The organism is Pseudomonas canadensis (assembly GCF_030980095.1).
Taxonomy (GTDB): domain Bacteria; phylum Pseudomonadota; class Gammaproteobacteria; order Pseudomonadales; family Pseudomonadaceae; genus Aquipseudomonas; species Aquipseudomonas canadensis.
In genome coordinates this window covers 2,708,489-2,728,845 of record NZ_CP133298.1, presented here as the reverse complement: position 1 = coordinate 2,728,845, position 20,357 = coordinate 2,708,489, and the positions used below count along the sequence as shown (strand labels likewise).

Genomic DNA, 20,357 nt, shown 5'->3' with positions numbered 1-20,357 from the left:
CAAAACACTAAATGCTTGCAATGAAATCCGCCTCGGTGCCCCGATAGCGCTAAACACACAGGAGGCTGTGCGTGTGCGCCCCGGGGTCAGGGCTCAGGCGCATTGCCGTCAATCCAGCAATAGCGAGTGGGTGGCGCCGACGACACTACGCGGTCAAACCGTGCGAACCGGGAGGCAGACCGGCCAATCAATCCCCCCCCCCTGTACACCCTGTAATTCGCCTCCCCCCCCGCATTTTCCTTGAGCGGGCGGATCAAACGTTCTACATCGAGAATCCAGAAGGAGTAACCCAAGGCGTCTGCCACCCCGTCCCAAATGTGACTTTGTGTATCGACGATGTCAGGAAGTGGATTCACATCGGGGGCCTGGCCGTATCCCTGAAAGTGCATCACGACCAAGTCCCCGTGTTGGATACCCGTGCCCGGGCCTGTATTCGGGTCAATGCGAATTTCGACGCCGAACCAGATTTTGGGTGTGCAGGCGCACGTCATAAATCTGTTCGGGTTCGCTAGCGGTTCGGAGTCAGCCTGCGGAAAGCGCGGCCGCATATAAGTCGGGGCGGGCAGCCCCACTCGCAGCGCGGCCTGCGCTACCAGGGAAAACTCTGGGTTGAGATTACCGGCGCGATCGCGCAGCCGGTAGAAGCAAAAAATAAAAGCAGCACCCGGGAAATTCTGGAACACCGTATTGGGGACATTCACGAATATTTGCCCAGTAGCACTGATCAGCGGCGGGGAAACCACAGCGGGAGCACCGGTCGGTAATGTGTTCATATCCGAAAAATACATCAGTATTTCATCACCAATCTCACGTCCCAGATAACCCCCGGGAACTTCCATGGGCACCAGTGGCGTCATGCCCAAGTAAGCGTCAGTGATCGGATCAACCGGAAAAATGGCGGGTAGCAGCGGCCCTCCCACCCCAGGCGCATCGCGGTCTATTCTGAGCAATGTGGGCTCAGAAATATCGAAATTTGGTGAGGTTGGCGAGTCGAGATGGATTCGAAAAGAGAGATCGACAATCGCACTTCTCAGCAGGAAAGCCTGGGGAATTTCAAATGGATAAGGAAAGTCCCCAGCGGTGAGTGGGCCATCCAGTCGCAAGGCCGGTAGCACGTCGACGGGTGCGGCGCTGTGGTCATCCCATACGGGTACGACGTAATGAGTCTCGCCAGCTTCGGGCAGAAAGGTCCATGGAGTAACGATTTCGCACTCCAGATCGTTGAAATAGTACTGCGCAGGCACTAATCCATCTGGCAGCGCGCGAACCACCTGCGGGCCATCAAAAGCCAGGACGGCCTCAGAACCAGCAGCACCCTTACCCGCCTGTGATTTTTTGGGCTTTGATTTTATCGATTTTGGCTTGCTCATGCCGCCCTCCTATGGACCCAACATCCAACACGCTTAATGCGGTAATGCCGTTAACTTGAAGCCGATTGAACACCCGAAACGCCCGCCCGGATACTGTCAGAACTAACAGGTGCAATTGCCACCCGTCGGACTCATCAACCTGAACACGGTGTCATCCTGCGAATTTCCTCTTGACTGCAAGCAATGGCTGGTGTCTTCTGAAACCGGTTTCAGTGCAATCCGAATTCCAATAAGAAAGGCTCTACCGTGACCTCATTTTCCGCCGCCCAACGCAGCCGCGTGACCATGCTCGACGTGGCCCAACACGCCGGCGTGTCCAAGGCCAGCGTGTCGCGCTTTATCGGCGACGACCGCGCCCTGCTCTCCGATGGCATTGCCCTGCGCATCGAGCAAGCCATCGAACAACTCGGCTACCGACCCAACCAGATGGCCCGTGGCCTGAAACGTGGGCGCACGCGCCTGATCGGCATGTTGGTGGCCGATATCCGCAACCCCTATTCCATTGCCGTGATGCACGGTGTCGAAACCGCTTGCCGTCAACACGGCTACAGCCTGGTGGTGTGCAACACCGACCGCGATGACGAGCAAGAACGCCAGCACTTGGCAGCGCTGCGTTCGTACAACATCGAAGGGTTGATCGTGAACACCCTCGGCCATCACCTTGACCAACTGCTGGAACTGCAACGGGAAATGCCCTTGGTACTGGTGGACCGCAAGGTCGAACCGCTGCACAGCGACCTCGTCGGCCTGGACAACCCGGCGGCGGTGCGTATGGCGGTGGAGCACCTGGAGCAGCAGGGTTATCGCGATGTGCTAATGGTGAGTGAAGCCACCGATGGCACCAGTTCGCGCCTGGAGCGCCTGAACAGTTTCAAGGCTGAAATCGCTAGCCGCCCGGCATTGACCGGCGCTGTGTTGGCGTTGGATGAAACGCTGCAAAAACACCTGGAAACCTTTCTCGCAAAACCTGGCCCCAAGGCGCTGTTCTGCGCCAACGGTGTCGCGGCGTTGGCCTGCACCCGCGCACTGAAAACCCTTGGTTGCAACTTGTTCGACGACATCGGCCTGATCGCCCTGGATGACCTGGAGTGGTATCCGCTGGTAGGCACGGGCATCACCGCCCTCGCCCAGCCCACCGAAGCCATCGGCGCCAGCGCATTCGACTGCCTGCTCAAGCGCTTGCGCGGCGATACCGAGCCGACACGCACCCTGGACTTCCTGCCCCAACTGATCATCCGAGGCTCCACAACCCCCTTGTAGGAGCCGGCTTGCCGGCGATGGGGTTCTTGAGGCAAGCGTCCATTCCAAGGACGCTATCGCCGGCAAGCCGGCTCCTACAGATGTTGGTTTACGTATAAAAATGAAACCGGTTTCAGAGGTAAACAACAATGCATAAATACCCCGTCTCCATCAGCCTTTCCAGCTACGGCGCCGAGCTGGTACGTCAGCAGGGCCAGCTTAGTTTCGTCGAAGTCCTCGCCGCCGCCGGCGCCCAGTGCATCGAATGGCGCGAAGAGCTTTTAACGGACGAACAGCCCACCGAACTGGCCCAGGCAGCAGCGCAACAGCATTTGAAGTCGGTGTTCTCATCGCCTTTGGAACTGTGGGTCGCCGGCTGTGCCCAAGCGAATGCCGAACTCGCGGCCACCCTGGATCGGGCGCAGGCATTTGGCTCACGCTGGCTGAAAGTCTCCCTCGGCTACTTCACCGACACCAACGACCTGGAAAGCCTGCACGCCCTGCTCAACCGCCACCCGGTCCGCCTGCTGGTAGAGAACGACCAGACCCTGCACGGTGGCCGCATCGAACCCATGCAGCGCTTTTTCACCGAAGTGGAACGCCTGGGCCTGCCGGTTAAGATGACCTTCGACATCGGCAACTGGCAGTGGCAAGACCAATCCGCCCTCACCGCCGCGCGCCTGCTGGGCCGGCATGTGGATTACCTGCACTGCAAGGCGGTGGCGCGGCGTGCCGACGGCAAGCTGGTCGCCCTGCCGCCTGGCGCCACCGACCTGCATCTGTGGGAACAACTGCTCAAGCACATGACTCCAGGTATTAACCGGGCCGTGGAATTCCCGCTGCAAGGCGATGACCTGGTCGCGGTCACTGCGCAGCAGGTCGCCACCCTCACCCTGCTGGGCCAACCTCGTTCGGAGCATGCGCATGTCTGAGATCGATATCCTCTCGTTTGGTGAAACCATGGCGATGTTTGTCGCCGAACAGACCGGCGATTTGGCCCAGGTGGCTCAGTTCCATAAACGGATCGCGGGTGCCGACAGCAATGTCGCCATCGGCTTGTCGCGCCTGGGTTTCAACGTCGCCTGGCTGAGCCGAGTGGGCAATGATTCGCTCGGGCGCTTTGTGGTCGACACCTTGACCCAGGAGGGCCTGGATTGCCGGCATGTGGCGGTCGATCCGGCACACCCCACCGGTTTTCAATTCAAGTCTCGTGAAGAAGCGGGCGATGATCCCCAGGTGGAGTACTTCCGCAAGGGTTCGGCGGCCAGTCAGTTGTCTATCGCCGCCATCAGCCCTGCCCTGCTGCAAGCCCGCCATCTGCATGCCACCGGCATTCCGCCCGCATTGTCCGAGGCGACGCGCGAGTTGTCCGTCGAGCTGATGACCCAGATGCGCAAGGCCGGGCGCAGCGTGTCGTTCGACCCCAACCTGCGCCCGTCGTTGTGGGCCAGCCAACAGACAATGATCCGCGAAATCAACGCACTCGCCGGCCTGGCCGACTGGGTCTTTCCAGGCTTGGGCGAAGGCCGCCTGCTCACCGGTTTCGATGACCCGGCCGACATCGCCGCGTTCTACCTCGACCAGGGCGCCGAAGCCGTGGCGATCAAGCTCGGCCCGGATGGCGCCTACTACCGCACCCAGATGGACCAGGGCTTTGTCGCCGCCGTGCGGGTGGAAAAAGTCGTGGATACGGTCGGTGCCGGCGACGGTTTTGCCGTGGGCATGATCAGCGCCCTGCTGGAAAACCTCAGCTTCCCCGAGGCGGTACAGCGCGGTAACTGGATCGGCAGTCGCGCCGTGCAAAGCCGTGGCGATATGGAAGGCCTGCCCATCCGTTCAGAGTTACCGATCCGATCCGTTGCCTAACCCACTACCTGTTGCCACAACTACAACAAGCTCAGGAGCAACCCCATGCAAACCGTGAAGCTCGCCACCCGCCGCTGGTGGTACATCATGCCCATCGTTTTTATCACCTACAGCCTGGCCTACCTGGACCGCGCCAACTACGGCTTCGCCGCCGCCTCCGGGATGGCCGAGGACCTGATGATCACTCCCGGCATGTCGTCATTGCTGGGCGCGCTGTTTTTCCTTGGCTACTTTTTCTTCCAGGTGCCGGGGGCGATCTACGCGCAGAAACGCAGTGTCAAGAAGCTGATCTTCGTCAGCCTGATCCTGTGGGGCGGCCTCGCCACCCTTACCGGCGTGGTGTCCAACGCCTACATGCTGATCGTGATTCGCTTCATGCTCGGCGTGGTCGAAGCCGCCGTGATGCCGGCGATGCTGGTGTACCTGTGCCACTGGTTTACCCGTGCCGAACGCTCGCGCGCCAATACCTTCCTGATCCTCGGCAACCCAGTGACCATGCTGTGGATGTCGGTGGTATCGGGCTATCTGGTGCAGCATTTCAGCTGGCGCTGGATGTTTATCATCGAAGGCCTGCCGGCCGTGCTGTGGGCCTTTATCTGGTGGAAGCTGGCCGATGAGCGTCCAAAGGATGCCAAGTGGCTGAGCGACGCTGAGAAACAGGACCTGGAAACCGCGCTGGCCGCCGAGCAAGTCGGGATTAAGGCGGTGAAGAACTACGCTGAGGCGTTCCGTTCGCCCAAAGTGATCATCCTGGCCCTGCAATTTTTCTGCTGGAGCATTGGCGTGTACGGCTTTGTGCTGTGGCTGCCGTCGATCCTCAAGCAGGGTTTGCAGATGGACATGGTCGAGGCCGGCTGGCTGTCGGCGCTGCCTTATTTGGCGGCGGTGATTGGCATGCTGGTGGTGTCGTGGGGCTCGGACAAGCTGCAAAAGCGCAAGCGTTTCGTATGGCCGCCGCTGCTGATTGCCTCGATTGCTTTCTACGCGTCCTACGTGCTCGGCGCCGAACACTTCTGGTGGTCCTACACCTTGCTGGTGATTGCCGGGGCCTGCATGTACGCGCCGTACGGTCCGTTTTTCGCGATTGTCCCGGAGATCCTGCCGGCCAATGTCGCCGGGGGTGCCATGGCGCTGATCAACAGCATGGGGGCCCTGGGTTCATTCGGCGGCTCGTACCTGGTGGGCTATCTCAATAGCAGCACCGGTTCGCCCGGCGCTTCGTACCTGCTGATGAGCGGCGCGTTGCTGCTGTCGGTGGTACTGACAATTTTTCTCAAGCCCGGCGCGAGTGACCGCACGCCGGCGCCCAATCCTGAATTGAAGGTAAAAGCCGCATGAAAAAGTCTGTCGTGTTGTACAAAAAACTCTCCGCGCCACTGATGGCCCGCCTGCATGAACAGGCCGAGGTCACGCTGGTCGAAGCGCTCGATGACACTGGCCTGGCCAAGCTGCGCGACGCCCTGCCCGGCGCCCACGGCCTGCTCGGCGCCAGCCTGCGCCTGGATGCCAAGCTGCTTGATCTGGCGCCGCAGCTGGAGGCCGTGGCCAGCGTCTCGGTCGGCGTCGACAACTACGACATCGACTACCTGACTGGGCGCGGCATCCTGCTCAGCAACACCCCCGACGTGCTCACCGAAACCACCGCCGACACCGGTTTTGCGCTGATCCTCGCCACCGCCCGGCGTGTGGTCGAATTGGCCGACATGGTGCGCGCCGGTCAATGGAACAAAAACATCGGCCCAGCGCATTTCGGCAGCGATGTGCATGGCAAGACCCTGGGCATCATCGGCATGGGCCGCATCGGTGAAGCCTTGGCCCAGCGTGGGCATTTTGGTTTTGGTATGCCGGTGATCTACCACAGCCATTCGCCCAAGCCGGCGGTGGAGGCACGTTTCGGCGCGCAGTACCGCAGCTTGAATGACTTGCTGCAACAGGCCGACTTTGTTTGCCTGACCTTGCCACTTACCGCCGAAACCGAGAAGTTGATTGGCGCAGAACAATTTGCGCTCATGGGCCCGGAGACGATCTTCATCAATATTTCGCGGGGCAAGGTGGTGGATGAAGCGGCGCTGGTGGAAGCGTTGCAGCAGCGCACCATTCGGGCGGCGGGTTTGGATGTGTTTGAAAAGGAGCCGCTGGATCACGGCTCGCCGTTGTTGCGCTTGAACAATGTGGTGGCGACACCGCATATCGGCTCGGCCACCCATGAAACGCGGGAGGCCATGGCCAAATGTGCGGTGGATAATCTGTTGCAGGCGTTGGCAGGCGAGCGACCAAAAAACCTGGTGAATGCCAACGCCTGGAACCGCTGATTCCTTACACGCCACAAAACCAATGTGGGAGCGGGCTTGCTCGCGAATGCGGTGTGTCAGTCGGTAGACTTCTTGACTGATCCACTGCATTGGCGAGCAAGCCCGCTCCCACATGTTGACCTCATTTCAGGTCAGATAACGAAACGCGCCACCATCCCATTCAAGTCCACCGCCAGGCGCGACAGTTCGTGGCTGGCCGCACTGGTCTGGTTGGCACCGGCCGCCGACTGGGTCGCCAGGTCACGGATGTTCACCAGGTTGCGGTCCACTTCGCGGGACACTTGAGCCTGCTCTTCCGACGCGCTGGCGATCACCAGGTTGCGTTCGTTGATCAGGCTGATGGATTGGGTGATCTGTTCCAGGGCCACACCGGCGGCGCGGGCCATTTCCAGGGTGTCCTGGGTGCGCTGGTTGCTTTGCTGCATCGATTGCACGGCTTCACCGGTGCCGTTCTGGATGCCGGCGACCATTTTCTCGATTTCCTGGGTCGACTGCGCGGTGCGATGGGCCAGCGCTCGCACTTCGTCTGCCACCACGGCAAAGCCACGTCCGGCTTCACCGGCACGGGCCGCTTCAATGGCTGCGTTCAGCGCCAACAGGTTGGTCTGCTCGGCAATCGCGCGGATCACGTCCAGCACTTTGCCGATGTCGCGGCCTTGGGTGGCCAGGCCTTCAATCATCGCGGCGGTGTTTTGTACGTCTTGGGTCATGGTCTGGATCGCGCCGACAGTTTCCACCACACGGTCGCGCCCTTCACGGGCAGCCTGGTTGGACTGGCTGGACGCTTCGGAGGTGGACACTGCGTTGCGCGCCACTTCTTCCACCGCCGCCGTCATCTCGTTGACCGCCGTGGCCGCCTGATCGATTTCATTGTTCTGTTGCTGCAAGCCTTTGGAGGCTTCTTCAGTGACCGCGCTCAACTCTTCCGCTGCCGAGGCAAGCTGAGTGGCCGAGCCGGCGATCTGCTGGATGGTCTGGCGCAGGTTGGCCTGCATGGCCGCCAAGGCGCCGAGCAAGCGCGCCGGTTCGTCCTTGCCGTCATCTTCGATGGCTTTACTCAGGTTGCCACCGGCGATGGTTTCGGCAACCTCCACAGCTTTGCGCAGCGGCGTGACAATGCTGCGGGTCAACAACCACGCCAGCAGCACGGTGAGCAATGCGGCAGCCACGGAAACTGCAATGACGCCCGTGATGGCGCCGTCATAACTCTGCCCGGCTTCAGCGTCAGCGGTCTTGGCATCGGCCGCGTTGATAGCGATGAGCTTGTTCAGTTGCTCGCCCATCTGGTCGGTGCCGTCCTTGATGCGGCTGTTGATCAGTGCGCGCATCTCATCCACTTTGCCCTGCTTGGACAGCGCGAGCATGTCGGCCTGTGCCTTGAAGTAGTTGTCCAGCGTGACCACGAAGGTTTTGTACAGCGCGGCTTCTTTCGGGCCGGCAGGTAGAGCTGTGTAGCTGGCTTGGGCCGTCTTGACCTTGTCGGCGAGCACGCCCATGCGGGTTTCAGCCTCTTGCAGGCTGGCCGGCTCGCGGTTGACCAGCACGCGGAACGACAGGATGCGCAGGCGTAGTACGTTCTCGGTGATGATGCCCAGCGAGGTCACGCTGGGCAGTTGGGTCGCGGTCATTTCCACTGAGGATTGGCGAATCTGTGCCATGCGGTTGACCGCAAACACCCCCAGTAAAACCACTAACAACGCAATGAATGCAAAACCGAGGAACGCTCGAGGGGCAATGTTCAACTGGCGCAGGGACATAGGGAGTGCTCTCAGAAGTAGTGTTTGCAAGCGTCCCTGCCGCGAAACGATCAGTCGGCGTCAACGCGCCGTTCCGACCTGTGGTCACCACTGTTGTCGTTGGTATGTGGGCCTATCCTCGGTATCGGCAGGGCCTGGGGTTTCCCGCAGGTCATTCATAAATATTTTTTTACACTTCTGACGACCGGCGCTTTCTGGCATCCTGCGCCTCCATTTTCTGACCCGAGCCCGTATTTTGTCTGACGCTCAAGCCCCCCGCCCGCGCTATAAATCCGACCTGATCTACGGCCTGGAAGACCGCCCACACTTCACCGCGGCGATTTTTGCCGCGTTGCAGCACGTGCTGGCGAGTTTCGTCGGGATCATCACCCCCACGCTGATCGTCGGTGGCGTGCTGGGCCTGGAAAGCGAAGTGCCGTATCTGGTAAGCATGGCGCTGTTTGTGTCGGGGCTCGGCACCTTTGTGCAGGCGCGCAAGTTTGGCCCGATCGGTTCCGGGCTGTTGTGCCTTCAGGGCACCAGCTTTTCCTTTATCAGCGTAATTCTCAGCGCGGGCTTCATGGTCAAGGCGCGGGGCGGCGGCACCGATGAGATTCTCTCGACGATCTTTGGCATTTGCTTTTTCGCCGCGTTTATCGAGGTGGTGCTGAGCCAGTTCATCGGCAAGCTGCGCAAACTGATCACCCCGGTGGTCACGGGCACCATCATTACCTTGATGGGTTTGTCGCTGATCAAAGTGGCGGTCACCGACATGGCCGGCGGTTTCGGCGCCAGCGACCTCGGCGCCGCCAGCAACATGGGCCTGGCAGCGCTGGTACTGCTGACCATCGTGGTGCTCAACCGCTTCAACAACCCGTTCCTGCGCCTGGGCTCCATCGTGATCGGCCTGACCCTGGGTTTTGTCGTGGCCTGGCTGATGGGACGCGTGGACATGGCCGCATTGCCCCAGGTGCCCTTGATCAGCGTGCCGGTGCCGTTCAAATACGGTTTCTCGTTCGACTGGGTGGCGTTTATTCCGGTGGCGGTGATCTTCCTGATTTCGCCCCTGGAAGCGGCCGGTGACCTGACCGCCAATTCGATGATTTCCCAGCAGCCGGTCAAGGGCCCGCTGTACATCAAGCGCATCAAATCGGGCCTGTTGGCCGACGGCCTCAACTCGGCGATGGCAGCCACCTTCAACAGCCTGCCGATGGTGACTTTCGCCCAAAACAACGGGGTGATTCAGTTGACCGGCGTGGCCAGCCGCTATGTGGCGTACTTCATCGCCGGTCTGCTGGTGCTGCTGGGGCTGTTCCCGATGATCGGCGCAGTGCTGCAACTGATGCCCAAGCCGGTACTGGGCGGCGCGACCCTGATCATGTTCGGCACCGTGGCCGTGGCGGGCATCAAGATCCTCGCCGAAGCCGGGCTGCACCGCCGCAATGTGCTGATCGTGGCGATTTCCCTGGGCATGGGCCTGGGCGTGGCCGCCGTGCCGGAAGTGTTGCGCGACCTGCCCAAGGCGCTGCACAACATCTTCGAGTCGCCGATCACCGTGGGGGCTTTCTGTGCAATCCTGCTGAACATTTTCCTGCCGGAAGAGTTCATAGAGCTGGAAGAAGATGAATTTGATCCAGAGTCTTCGACCCTCAAAGTGATGCAGGATCCGGACGTCACGAAATAGGAGCACTTTTATATGCGCAAGCTCATGGTTCTATCGCTGTTGCTGCTGACCCTGAGCGCCTGCGCGCTGTTCCCCAACCGTGACCCGGTGAACATCAATGTGGTGGGCATCGAGCCCCTGCAGAGTCAGGACCTGGAAGTGCGCTTCGCCGTGAAGCTGCGGGTGCAGAACCCCAATGAAACCGCGATCGACTACAACGGCGTGGCCCTGGACCTGGAGGTCAATGGCCGGCCGCTGGCGTCAGGTGTGAGTGATCAACGCGGCTCCATCCCACGCTTTTCCGAGACCGTGCTGATGGTGCCGGTAAGTGTTTCGGCGTTTTCGGTGTTGCGTCAAACCCTGGGCCTGAGCCAAACACAGAGTTTGAACAACCTGCCTTATGTGCTGCGGGGCAAACTGGCGGGTGGGCTGTTTGGCACGATGCGCTTTGTTGACCGTGGCACACTGGACCTGCCGAATACGGCCACCTGGTAAACGCCATGCAACCGACGCTTTACACCGAACGCTTGATCTTGCGCCCACTGACCCTGGACGATGCCGAGGTCATCCAGCAGCTTTTTCCCCACTGGGAAGTCGTGCGCTATCTCACCGCCGAGGTGCCCTGGCCTTACCCCGCCGACGGTGCGCACAGCTTCCTTGAACATGTGGCCTTGCCGGCCATGGCACGGGGCGAGGAATGGCACTGGTCGATCCGTTTGAAAAGCGCGCCTGACGCGCTGATCGGCAATATCTGCCTGACGGATACCGAGGACGACAACCGTGGGTTTTGGCTGGGCCGGCAATGGCAGGGCCAGGGACTGATGACCGAAGCCAGTGCCGCAGTCACCGATTACTGGTTCGGCGTGCTCAAGCGGCCATTGATGCGTGTGCCCAAGGCTGCGCCCAACCTGGGGTCGCGGCGGATTTCAGAACGCACGGGGATGCGCTTGATCAGGACGGATGAAGGAGCGTTTGTAGCAGGCACTTTCCCACGGGACATCTGGGAAATGACCCGTGAAGAATGGCTGGCATCACATCCTCTGTAGGAGCCGGCTTGCCGGCGATAACGGTGTATCAGTCACTGCATTGGCTGGCTGAACCGACGCTATCGCCGGCAAGCCGGCTCCTACAGGGGCTATCGTGTTTTAGTCGGTGATGTAGCGCACGCCTGGCTTGGCGCGCTCATCCACCACCAACTCGAATACATCCGGCCGGGCGTAGTGGCCCACCACGTCATAGTCATACCGCGCGCGCACCAATTCATCGGTATTGATTTGCGCCGTCAGCAGCCCGGCTTCTCCCAGCAACGGTCCCGCCAGAATGTCGCCCATGGGCCCGACAATCACGCTGCCCCCCGCAATCAACGGGCGTTCGGCAGGCCAATTGGCGACCTCAATCCCCAGCGCTGCCGGCGACGCCTGTACCTGGCACGCGCTCACCACAAAGCAGCGCCCCTCATGGGCCACATGGCGCATGCTCACCTGCCACATCTCGCGCTCATCTACCGTCGGCGCACACCAGACCTCCACGCCCTTGCCATACATTGCCGTACGCAGCAACGGCATCATGTTTTCCCAGCACACCGCGCCGCCGACACGCCCCACTGCCGTATCGATCACCGGCAGGGTCGAGCCGTCGCCCTTGCCCCAGATCAGCCGTTCTGTACCAGTGGGCATAAGCTTGCGATGCTTGGCCACCAGCCCACCCGCCGGCTCGAAATACAGCACGGTGCAATACAGCGTGCTACCGCTGCGCTCGATCACGCCAAGAACAAGGCTAGCGCCCGTGCGCGCCGACAGTCCGGCCAATGCCTGCGTTTCAGGGCCCGGCACATCGATAGCATTGGCAAAGTAGCGCGCGAAGGCTTCGCGCCCCTCCGGCAGGCGATACCCCAACTGCGTACCAAACCTCTCACCTTTGGGATAGCCACCCAGCAACGCCTCGGGCATTACCACCAGTTGCGCTCCGCTGCGCAGGATCTCGTCTTCATAACCGAGGATCTGCGCCAGGGTTTCGCCCTTGCCATCAGGCAGGGAACCGATTTGCAGGGCCGCCACAGTAGAAACAGGCATCGTGTTCACTCCAGGTAATGGGGGTTGCCCATTCTCCCGCCAGCCTCGATCATGAATAAAGCCCACCTCAGTGCTGAATGATATGAGCCAAATCAATATCGCCCAGGTCGATCTGAACCTGCTGAAAACCTTTGAAGCCCTGCACGACGAATCCAGCGCCAGCCGCGCGGCCTTGCGCCTGGGCGTGACGCAGTCGGCCATCAGCGCGGGGTTGCGGCGCTTGCGCGAGGTGTATGGCGATCAATTGTTCGTGCGCACCGGGCGTGGCCTGGCACCGACCTTGAGGGCCAACCAGTTGAAACCGCTGATCAGTGAAGCACTGGATCGCTGTCGGCAGAGCCTGGCCATGGTCGACCCGCTCAATCAGCAGTATCAGGGGCGCTCCGTAGTGCTGGGGCTGTCGGATGATTTCGAGATTGCCTACGGCCGCAGGCTGATGGATGAGATCGCCCGGCGCGCACCGAAACTACGGGTGATTTTCCGCCAGACCCATAGCCAGATCGTCGCAGGCGCCCTGCTCGACCGCACCTTGGATCTTGCGATCACAGCCGGTGGCTTTGCCCAGGGCCGGTTAAGTCGCCAAGTATTGGGAGAAGGCGATTACCGCTGCCTGGTGGATTCGGATCAGGCCAGCATCAGCCTGGAGGAGTTCGTCACTCGCGAGCACGTGCTGGTGTCGTCAGGCGGATTCATAGGGATTACCGATGAGGGTTTAGCGGCGCAAGGGCTGAGCCGACAAGTGTGTGCGTCCACCAGCCACTTCGCGGCGCTACCTTTTCTGCTCAAGGGCAGCCAAGCGGTGGCGACCATTCCCGGTCACGCCGCCGAGGCCATCGGCGCGATGACCGGGTTGCGGGTGCTGGCTTGCCCACTGGCCCTGCCGCGCTACCCGGTGGAGTTGGGCTGGCGCACCCAAGCGCAGCTCGATCCGCTGCTGCTGAAAGTGCGTGAAGCGATTGTGGCGAGCTTTACTTAGCCGCCGCCATCAACTTGTTGACCTCACTGCGTACCATGTTGGAAAACTCCGGCGGCGACATGCCGTCGAGTTCGGCGCGCACCCACTCGGCCCACTTGCCCTTGCGCTTGGCGCGCTCACCGAACAAGCGGGCCGCTTCGCCCTTGGCCTTGCCCAGGTTGGTTTGCCACAGGTCATAGAGGCGGGACTTTTCATCTTCCAGCTCGGCACGTTCGGCGAGGGTCTTGTTGGCCAGATTGAAGCTCATGTTGATTTACCTGCTGCACAAATAGGCGACATCTTACACTGTAGGTCGAATTTTCCTGATCCGGATTTTGCTCGAAACGGCCGGTCGGCAAAAAAACTGCAACTTTTGCCAACGCCCGATACTCCATTGTTCACTGTCACATTCACTCGCAAGGAGTCACACAATGGCCCGCAAAACTGCTGCCCAAGCCGTCGAAGACCAAATCAAGGACCAAGCCTTCAGCGAACTCACCGCGCTGATCGAAGAATCGGACAAACTGCTCAAGAGCAGCGCCTCCCTGGTCGGCGAGGAAGGTGAAACCCTGCGCGAGCAGGTCGCCATCAAACTCAAGCAAGCGTTGGACTCGGTGTCCAATGTGCGCGAGCGCAGCAAGCCTGTGGTCGATGCCACCGAAACCTACATCGGTGGCCACCCATGGCAGACCGTGGCGATTTCTGCCGGTTTCGGCCTGGTCGTAGGCCTGCTGCTCGGCCGTCGCAACTGAAACAATCGGGGCTGCGCAACAGGCGCAGCCCCGTTTAACCTTCCGCCAGTGCCTGCAACTGCCTAAGATCTTTCGTGTCCATTTCAATACCTGTCTGCTGGGACTTCGCGCGCGTGCGATGACGTCGATCCCCCGGCAACCGCCGCAACCCCGCTGCATGCATCTGCCGCACCAGTTCCTGGCTGCGCTCGGCAAAGCTTTGCCCGGCGGTTTTGCTCGGGTCGATCACAATCACCAACTGGCCGGTCCAGGGCGTACGTGCCCCCGGATGCTCCGACCAATTGAACTCGAACGAAAAGTTACCGCCCGTCAACGCCGCCGCCAGCAACTCGACCATCATCGACAGCGCCGAGCCCTTGTGCCCGCCAAACGGCAATAGCGCCCCGCCTTCAAGAATGGCCTTGGGGTCCTGGGTCGGCTGTCCCAGGCTGTCGACGCCCATGCCCGGTGGCAGGCGCTCGCCTTTGCGTGCGGCAATCTGCACGTCGCCGTGGGCGATGGCGCTGGTGGCGAGGTCAAACACAATGGGTGGACCGTCCGCCCGTGGCGCAGCGAACGCGATCGGGTTGGTGCCGAACAACGGCCGGTCGGCGCCATGGGGCACCACACAGGTCATGCTATTGACCACGCTCAATGCCACCAGGCCTTCTTCGGCAAAGGGCTCGACGTCCGGCCACAACGCGGCGAAGTGATGGGAGTTATGAATCGCCAGCAGCGCAATGCCGGCACTGCGCGCCTTGTCGACCAGCAGTGAGCGGGCTGCAGCCAGCGCCGGTTGGGCAAAACCATTCGCCGCGTCTACCCGAACAAAGCCGCTGGCAACGTCTTCAACGATGGGCACTGCCTTGCCGTTGACCCAACCACTGTTCAACGTCGACACATAGCCAGGCACGCGAAACACCCCGTGACTATGGGCCCCGTCACGCTCGGCGCTGGCGCAGTTCTCGGCCAGTACCTGAGCCACCGATTCAGACGCGCCGTGCCGCAGAAGGATGCGCTGTAACAGTAGCGTCAATGTCTCGTAGCTCAGGTGCGTGGTTGAAACGTCGTGATCCAAAGGCGATGCAGACATCGGTAGCTCCCGTTTAATTATTGGAAGGGGCACTGCGTACGAACAATCGGCAGTGACGATTAAACAGTGTTTCGCGCGTGACTGTCGACCACGACACGCAGCCCGGCGTGTCAGACATATCTACTGCCGAACCCTGGTATCACGACTCTAGGCTCACTACTTCCCGGAGGGGCTGTTCTCACCGCCCCCTTGCCCTTGAGGGTCTATCCAATGAGTCAGGTACAACCACCCTATTTTTTTCCTGAAGTCCTGCGCAGTGGCTGGAAGGAACGCGAACGCGAACGCCACTTCGGCATCAATGCCAACGACAGGAGTTTTCTGCGCAATCTGCCTTTGAGCAGCAATGAGGTGCGGCGCAAGCAGACTCCGCCCATGATCGCCCAATCGCTCTGGCTGAATAAAAACAGCCCGGCGGCCCTGGAGCTGGTCGGCAGTTTCATGATGAGTTCAACCGGCACCTACACCAGCGCCTTCCTCTACACGCCGTATGGCGGACTGGAAAAATTCGACGGTCGAGCACTATTACTCAGCGCGCTGACTGAACGCCTCAAAACGCCGGCCAAAGCCGATGAGCTCTTGCAGTTCATTGCTCTGGGTATACGTTCGGGATTGAAGCTGGGCCCCCCCCTGGTGCTGACACCCGTGGATATTGAGGGCGATGTATTCGACGAACAGAAAAAATCCCTGAACCATCAACAAACGCTCAACCTGCAAGCCGTGCTCGCCGAGCTGGTGAAATTGCCCAACCTCGACACAATGCTACAAGCGCTGCTTAGATCCGTGTTTTACCCACTCTTCCCCAGGCTTGACCCCAACCGGACCCAAGTCAATTTTTTCAAATTGCCGCCCACCGAACGGGAACCACGGCAATGGGTCAATTCGCTGTCGATCAGCGAAGCGCTCTTGATGCTTTACCGTCAGCAAGCCTGGCCGGTAGGGCAAACCCGCGAGTTCTTCCATCCCCAATCCACCACCGCCTCCAACAACGCAGCAGGCTGGGAAGACGGCCTTAAACAGGCATCAGAACAATTATCGTCGTTCTTGCAAAATGCCCTTGAGACGTTCTGGAACACCGAGCTACCAAACGGTGCCTCGCGTCGCACATTCCTGGCGCAAACCATGGCGCACAAGGCCCGAGTCGATCTATTGCTCAAGCGCCAGAGTGAAATCATTACGCCTGAACAAGCCGATCAACTAGCCGCGCTCTATCGACCAAACGGCGCGCCGCGCACTCAAGCCAGTGACGGATTACGCTTCGAGACGGTGCGGTTCTGGGAGCATCCGACTCATTTCGTTGAGCTAACCAGTTCGGTGATGATCGCCAATGCGCATACCTTGTTTTACTCGCCGCCCAAGGGGTTGCAGGTACTGGCCGATCACGATGACTTGATCAAGGCCTTGAAGGCTGTGGTCAAGGCGCCCGCCTACGAAGAGGATGCCTACAACTTCCTATCACTGGAGGAGCGCCTGTTGTTTATCGGTTTTACCCAACCGTCGGTGAGCGGCAACCTCATTGTCGGCAACGTGTTTGAACACCTGATGGAGGGCATCATCGACAAACAACGACAGAACCTGATCTACGTCCTCGGCCAATTCCGCCGTGAACATGGCGATATCAACCTCTCGGCACTGCTGGATCACGCCATGGATGTGCGCTTCATGGTCGATGACAAGCTCTTGACGCTGGACACTGCACACCGCTGGACCACCCACTCAGTGTTGGCTGACCCTCTGCGGCCCATTTCGGTCGCCGCTAAACGAGCGGAGCAACTGCATAAACAGCTAATTGATATCCCACTCGCGCTGGAAAATCTGATCAAACCATTGCCGTCCATCATGACCCCGCTGGCCGATGCCTTGGCAAGTCACGAACGACAGGCACTCGACCCGGTGCGGGTGTTCATCAATCGCTACACCGAAGAGGCGGCCCCCTACCCTATCGTGGCACCACTGGAAAGCCAAAGCCTGGAGGATCACTTCCTCGAGCGTCTGGCCGAAGGGGTTGGCCCGGTGCCTGAAACCCGGCATTACGGCGTTTACAAGCCAGACCACACTGCCTATGGGCAAGAACTGTCTCACGTGGACGTCAAAACGCTCAATCAGATCGTCAATCAAGTGTTGGCTCATTACAAAGAGCATGACATCTACGACATCCCCCGCAAACACCTCCAGGACGTGCTGCCGCAGATGGGGACCATGATGTCCAGCGCGATGCGCAACCAGGCCCACCTGCGACGCCTCAACAAGACACTGGACGCCCGGGACGACGCCATCATTCAAGCCGTGTTTGACCCCTTCAACCCTGACCGTCGTCGACGGGAGGACCTGGAAGGGTTTATCCCGGATGTCTATCGCATCACCGTCCAACGCGATGAAGAAGAACAGCGTCACAACCTGGCCAATTGCTTGATGATCACCGAGCGCGGCGGACTGGATCACCACCATTCCGGCCACGCGATTCTCTGGACGCCGGCCTGGGGCCTGGAAACCTTCGTGTCTCCAGCCGTGGCAGAACAGCAACTTGAGGAGCGCCTGAAAGACCCCACCGCATGCTTGGCACTGTTGGAAAATCTTGATCCGCGTCTACGCCAGCCGCATACCAACTACACCCTGGGGGCATTCTGGCTGATCACCGAACCGATCAGCGAAAACCGCCAGCAGTCCTGGATCGACCACTACATCGCCCAACGGGCCCATTGGCTGGCACAGAAACCCACGGGCAAAGCACTATTGAAGCTTATGGCGGTGATGCCTAGCCCTGTCCTTGGAGGGGTTGCACAGCTCGCCCATCATTTTGTCGCACAACGCTCGCTACCCGCCTGGCTGGGCATGGCAAGCCCTGCTGAACAGCAGCACCATGCTGAGCTACTTGAGCAATATCGCCTCAATACCCAGGATGAAAAAGACTATCTGTATGAGTTTTTATCGCTACGCCAGCAGGCTCACGACAAGCTGAGCGACATGCTGGTGGGTTATTCCGTTGACCCGCAAGACGTCTTTATCACGCCACGGCTCGCCTTGGGCGGTCCACGACAGAACCTTATCGACTACGCCCTGGCTCACATCAACGAGCAGGTAAGTTCCTTTATCGTGGAGGCTGGCGCAACGCGACTGACCGAATCGACGATCCGGCAACTCTTGCTCAAATTGAACATCGCCCAGGTCGCTCACGACTACCTGAAAGAGAAACTGGCCCCCAACCAACCAGGCGCACTGGAGCGTGAACTGCGCTTCATCCAGCAATTACCCTGGCAACTGTTGCAACACGCCCATGCACTGAAACTGCAAGAGCGGCTATCGGAGACTGGCTACAACCTGATTCGGCAGGTCGTCGACATGCCAGACGCCATCGCACGGGCCACGATCGCAGGTGCCAATGCGACCATTCGTCCCCTTGAGATGATCGCCACACCAGGCGCGAGCATCGTCAAGGCGCTTGGGCTTTACGTGATCAGCGCAGGCGCCACTGGGCCGTTGATTCTCTACGCGCCTTACTACCCAGGCCAGTGCTTCATAGAGTTTGAAAACCTTGCGCAGTTTCTCAGCCATCTGAATGTACCTGGCAAACTGCAAGACTGGATCACTGCCCATCTACCGGTTGCTGACAAGGCGAAATATAAAAATCTACTGGCCAGCACCGCAGGTACCACCTCCGAAATCACCTTGGCCAATCAACCGATCAAAGGCCACGCCTTCAAGCAGTTTTATCAGGACAACCAGGTGGTGATGGGGCAAATGCTTAAAGCTCAGCAAGCCCCCGACGAGCAGAGCCGCTGGAACACGATCAAAAGTCTCTTGAGCAGCGGCGTGCAGATCGCCGCGCAATTCTTGCCGGGGAAACTGCGGATACCGGTTCTGATCTGGCAGAGCTATAGACTGTTCAAAGACTCTGCCCAGGCCCTGCAACAGCATCATTGGCGGGATGCATTGCGTTCGTTCATTTTCGGTATTGCGACGATGGCGGGGCTGGAGCGACTGATTCGCACACCCGTGCCCAAACCTTCTCCCCCGGCGTACAAGGAGGTGCACGAAAGCGACCTGCCCCCCTCCGACACCGCCGTTGCGCCGACCGCTTGGGACATCGACGTAACCGACCCCAGACGCACTCGCCTGCAATCTCTGGAAGCCAGCCAGGTATCTTTGAAAGACTTGCAAAAGCGACCAGGCACAGGCCTCTACGCCACTGCCGACGGCAAGACGCTTTATGGAGCCGTGGAGGGCAAGGTCTATCCAATCGAGCAAGCCAAACAGCTGCGGATTGCCAGCAACGACGGCCCCCTGGTGTCCAGTACTGTCCAAAAACAGCTGGTGTTGGCCCCACAGAGCCACACGCTGCAGTACGGCAAAGCGCTCTCGCGGCTGGGCAATTATTATGTCACCCGGCACACCGCCAAGACGGTAATGAACATCGACGCCACCGGCATGGACGAGATTCGTCAGCTTTACCCAACCAAGGCCCGGCAGATTATCGAAGCACTCGATATCGCGCGAACTTATGCATTCCGTGCGATGCATAACCTGGTGCAACTGCGACACCTGACTCCCGGCACTCGCTTGGAGGGGTTCCTGAAGCAGATGTTTGACGTCAACAGTGTGGATGACGGCATTCTGCAAAAGGTGCGAAACACCCTCATCCCTCTGTGCAAAGCCTTGGTAGATCCCGACCTTGACGGGTGGGACACCTCACGTTTCGTAGTCGGCTCGAGCGGTGATCCCAACCAGAAGGTGATTGCGTTCACCATCGCCAGCGACAGGACAAAACAGGTGTTTTTTACTGAGTTGTTCTTTGATCAACAACTGGAGGAGTATGCGAACCTGTTGACTGAAGCGTTCGACATTGACGGCCATGCGCGAGCAGCCACACTGATTCACGAATTCGCCCATATCTACGGGCGCGCCGAAGACATCGCGAGCACAGAAGCCCGGCTGCCGTTTGCGGACCTGATCGAAACCCTGACGGCTAAAGGCAGGGCAGCACAAAACTGGTTGCAGGGTGTCCAACGCGACGCATTGTCATTGGGTACGCCACGTCATCGGCTGTTCTCACGCTGGAATTCTTTCCTAGGTATATGGGAGAGCATGGACTCCGACAGCTCGGAGGACCGCACCTTCAAAGCCGTCAAGGAAATTACATCCCGCCCGACTGTCGACGCGGCCCGTGATGCGTTTTTGGATGCCGCATCACCCGACAAGCGCATCGACACGATTCTTCGCAACGCCGACTCCATTGCCAGGCTTATTTGTGAAATGGGCCGCGTACTCGACCCTGCACAGGGCGCACCTTGAATGTCACGGCAACGCATGGGAGCAGGGAGCCCGA

General features: G+C 59.9%; 16 protein-coding genes. 11 read left to right on the top strand and 5 right to left on the bottom strand.

Translation table 11 applies throughout. The features are described from left to right. Positions 1-86 precede the first annotated feature (86 nt). Positions 87-1,370 (bottom strand): hypothetical protein, encoded by a 1,284-nt coding sequence (locus RB216_RS12505; RefSeq protein ID WP_308908765.1) that lies wholly within the window; start codon positions 1,368-1,370, stop codon positions 87-89. A 246-nt stretch (positions 1,371-1,616) separates the two neighbouring features. On the opposite strand from RB216_RS12505, the gene RB216_RS12500 reads away from it, so the two are divergent. From RB216_RS12500 to RB216_RS12480, 5 genes are all read left to right on the top strand, one after another. Beyond that, on the top strand, positions 1,617-2,630 hold the full coding sequence (locus RB216_RS12500) for a LacI family DNA-binding transcriptional regulator (RefSeq protein WP_308908764.1): 1,014 nt from the start codon (positions 1,617-1,619) through the stop codon (positions 2,628-2,630). A gap of 128 nt (positions 2,631-2,758) precedes the next feature. Continuing rightward, positions 2,759-3,541, top strand: coding sequence for a sugar phosphate isomerase/epimerase family protein (locus RB216_RS12495; RefSeq protein WP_305384993.1), 783 nt, complete (start codon positions 2,759-2,761; stop codon positions 3,539-3,541). Next, positions 3,534-4,475, top strand: coding sequence for a sugar kinase (locus RB216_RS12490; RefSeq protein ID WP_308908763.1), 942 nt, complete (start codon positions 3,534-3,536; stop codon positions 4,473-4,475). The genes RB216_RS12495 and RB216_RS12490 overlap by 8 nt, the downstream gene beginning before the upstream one ends. A gap of 45 nt (positions 4,476-4,520) precedes the next feature. Continuing rightward, positions 4,521-5,813 (top strand): MFS transporter, encoded by a 1,293-nt coding sequence (locus tag RB216_RS12485; protein ID WP_308908762.1) that lies wholly within the window; start codon positions 4,521-4,523, stop codon positions 5,811-5,813. Then, the gene (locus RB216_RS12480; protein ID WP_028615912.1) at positions 5,810-6,787 is read left to right on the top strand and encodes a 2-hydroxyacid dehydrogenase; all 978 of its coding nucleotides are present in this window, start codon (positions 5,810-5,812) and stop codon (positions 6,785-6,787) included. The genes RB216_RS12485 and RB216_RS12480 overlap by 4 nt, the downstream gene beginning before the upstream one ends. Positions 6,788-6,918: 131 nt before the next feature. Here the strand turns inward: RB216_RS12480 and RB216_RS12475 are convergent, their stop codons facing one another. Continuing rightward, positions 6,919-8,544, bottom strand: a complete 1,626-nt coding sequence (locus RB216_RS12475; protein ID WP_308908761.1) for a methyl-accepting chemotaxis protein — start codon at positions 8,542-8,544, stop codon at positions 6,919-6,921. A 235-nt stretch (positions 8,545-8,779) separates the two neighbouring features. On the opposite strand from RB216_RS12475, the gene RB216_RS12470 reads away from it, so the two are divergent. From RB216_RS12470 to RB216_RS12460, 3 genes are read left to right on the top strand one after another with little or no spacing between them, the layout of a single operon-like run. Beyond that, positions 8,780-10,207, top strand: a complete 1,428-nt coding sequence (locus RB216_RS12470; RefSeq protein ID WP_028615910.1) for a nucleobase:cation symporter-2 family protein — start codon at positions 8,780-8,782, stop codon at positions 10,205-10,207. Positions 10,208-10,219: 12 nt separating this feature from the next. Continuing rightward, positions 10,220-10,681: an LEA/WHy family protein gene (locus tag RB216_RS12465; protein ID WP_016979398.1), complete on the top strand. Its 462-nt coding sequence runs from the start codon at positions 10,220-10,222 to the stop codon at positions 10,679-10,681. Positions 10,682-10,686: 5 nt separating this feature from the next. Continuing rightward, a complete protein-coding gene (locus RB216_RS12460; protein WP_028615909.1) occupies positions 10,687-11,232 on the top strand; it encodes a GNAT family N-acetyltransferase in 546 nt (181 codons plus the stop codon). Between the two features lie 99 nt (positions 11,233-11,331). Here RB216_RS12460 and RB216_RS12455 read toward each other — a convergent pair whose 3' ends face one another. Then, positions 11,332-12,258, bottom strand: coding sequence for a carbon-nitrogen hydrolase family protein (locus tag RB216_RS12455; protein ID WP_305384989.1), 927 nt, complete (start codon positions 12,256-12,258; stop codon positions 11,332-11,334). 82 nt (positions 12,259-12,340) lie between these two features. Between RB216_RS12455 and RB216_RS12450 the strand changes: the two genes are divergently transcribed. Then, a complete protein-coding gene (locus RB216_RS12450) occupies positions 12,341-13,234 on the top strand; it encodes a LysR family transcriptional regulator (protein WP_028615907.1) in 894 nt (297 codons plus the stop codon). On the opposite strand, the gene RB216_RS12445 is transcribed toward RB216_RS12450, so the two are convergent. Continuing rightward, the gene (locus RB216_RS12445) at positions 13,227-13,481 is read right to left on the bottom strand and encodes a hypothetical protein (protein WP_003190904.1); all 255 of its coding nucleotides are present in this window, start codon (positions 13,479-13,481) and stop codon (positions 13,227-13,229) included. The two genes, RB216_RS12450 and RB216_RS12445, sit on opposite strands and share 8 nt — an antisense overlap. A gap of 163 nt (positions 13,482-13,644) precedes the next feature. On the opposite strand from RB216_RS12445, the gene RB216_RS12440 reads away from it, so the two are divergent. Then, positions 13,645-13,965 (top strand): ElaB/YgaM/YqjD family protein, encoded by a 321-nt coding sequence (locus RB216_RS12440; protein WP_016979401.1) that lies wholly within the window; start codon positions 13,645-13,647, stop codon positions 13,963-13,965. A gap of 34 nt (positions 13,966-13,999) precedes the next feature. Here the strand turns inward: RB216_RS12440 and RB216_RS12435 are convergent, their stop codons facing one another. After that, positions 14,000-15,037 (bottom strand): Ldh family oxidoreductase, encoded by a 1,038-nt coding sequence (locus RB216_RS12435; protein WP_028615906.1) that lies wholly within the window; start codon positions 15,035-15,037, stop codon positions 14,000-14,002. Positions 15,038-15,247: 210 nt separating this feature from the next. Between RB216_RS12435 and RB216_RS12430 the strand changes: the two genes are divergently transcribed. Then, entirely contained in the window at positions 15,248-20,323 is a 5,076-nt protein-coding gene (locus tag RB216_RS12430) for a dermonecrotic toxin domain-containing protein (protein ID WP_308908760.1), read from the top strand. Positions 20,324-20,357 lie beyond the last annotated feature (34 nt).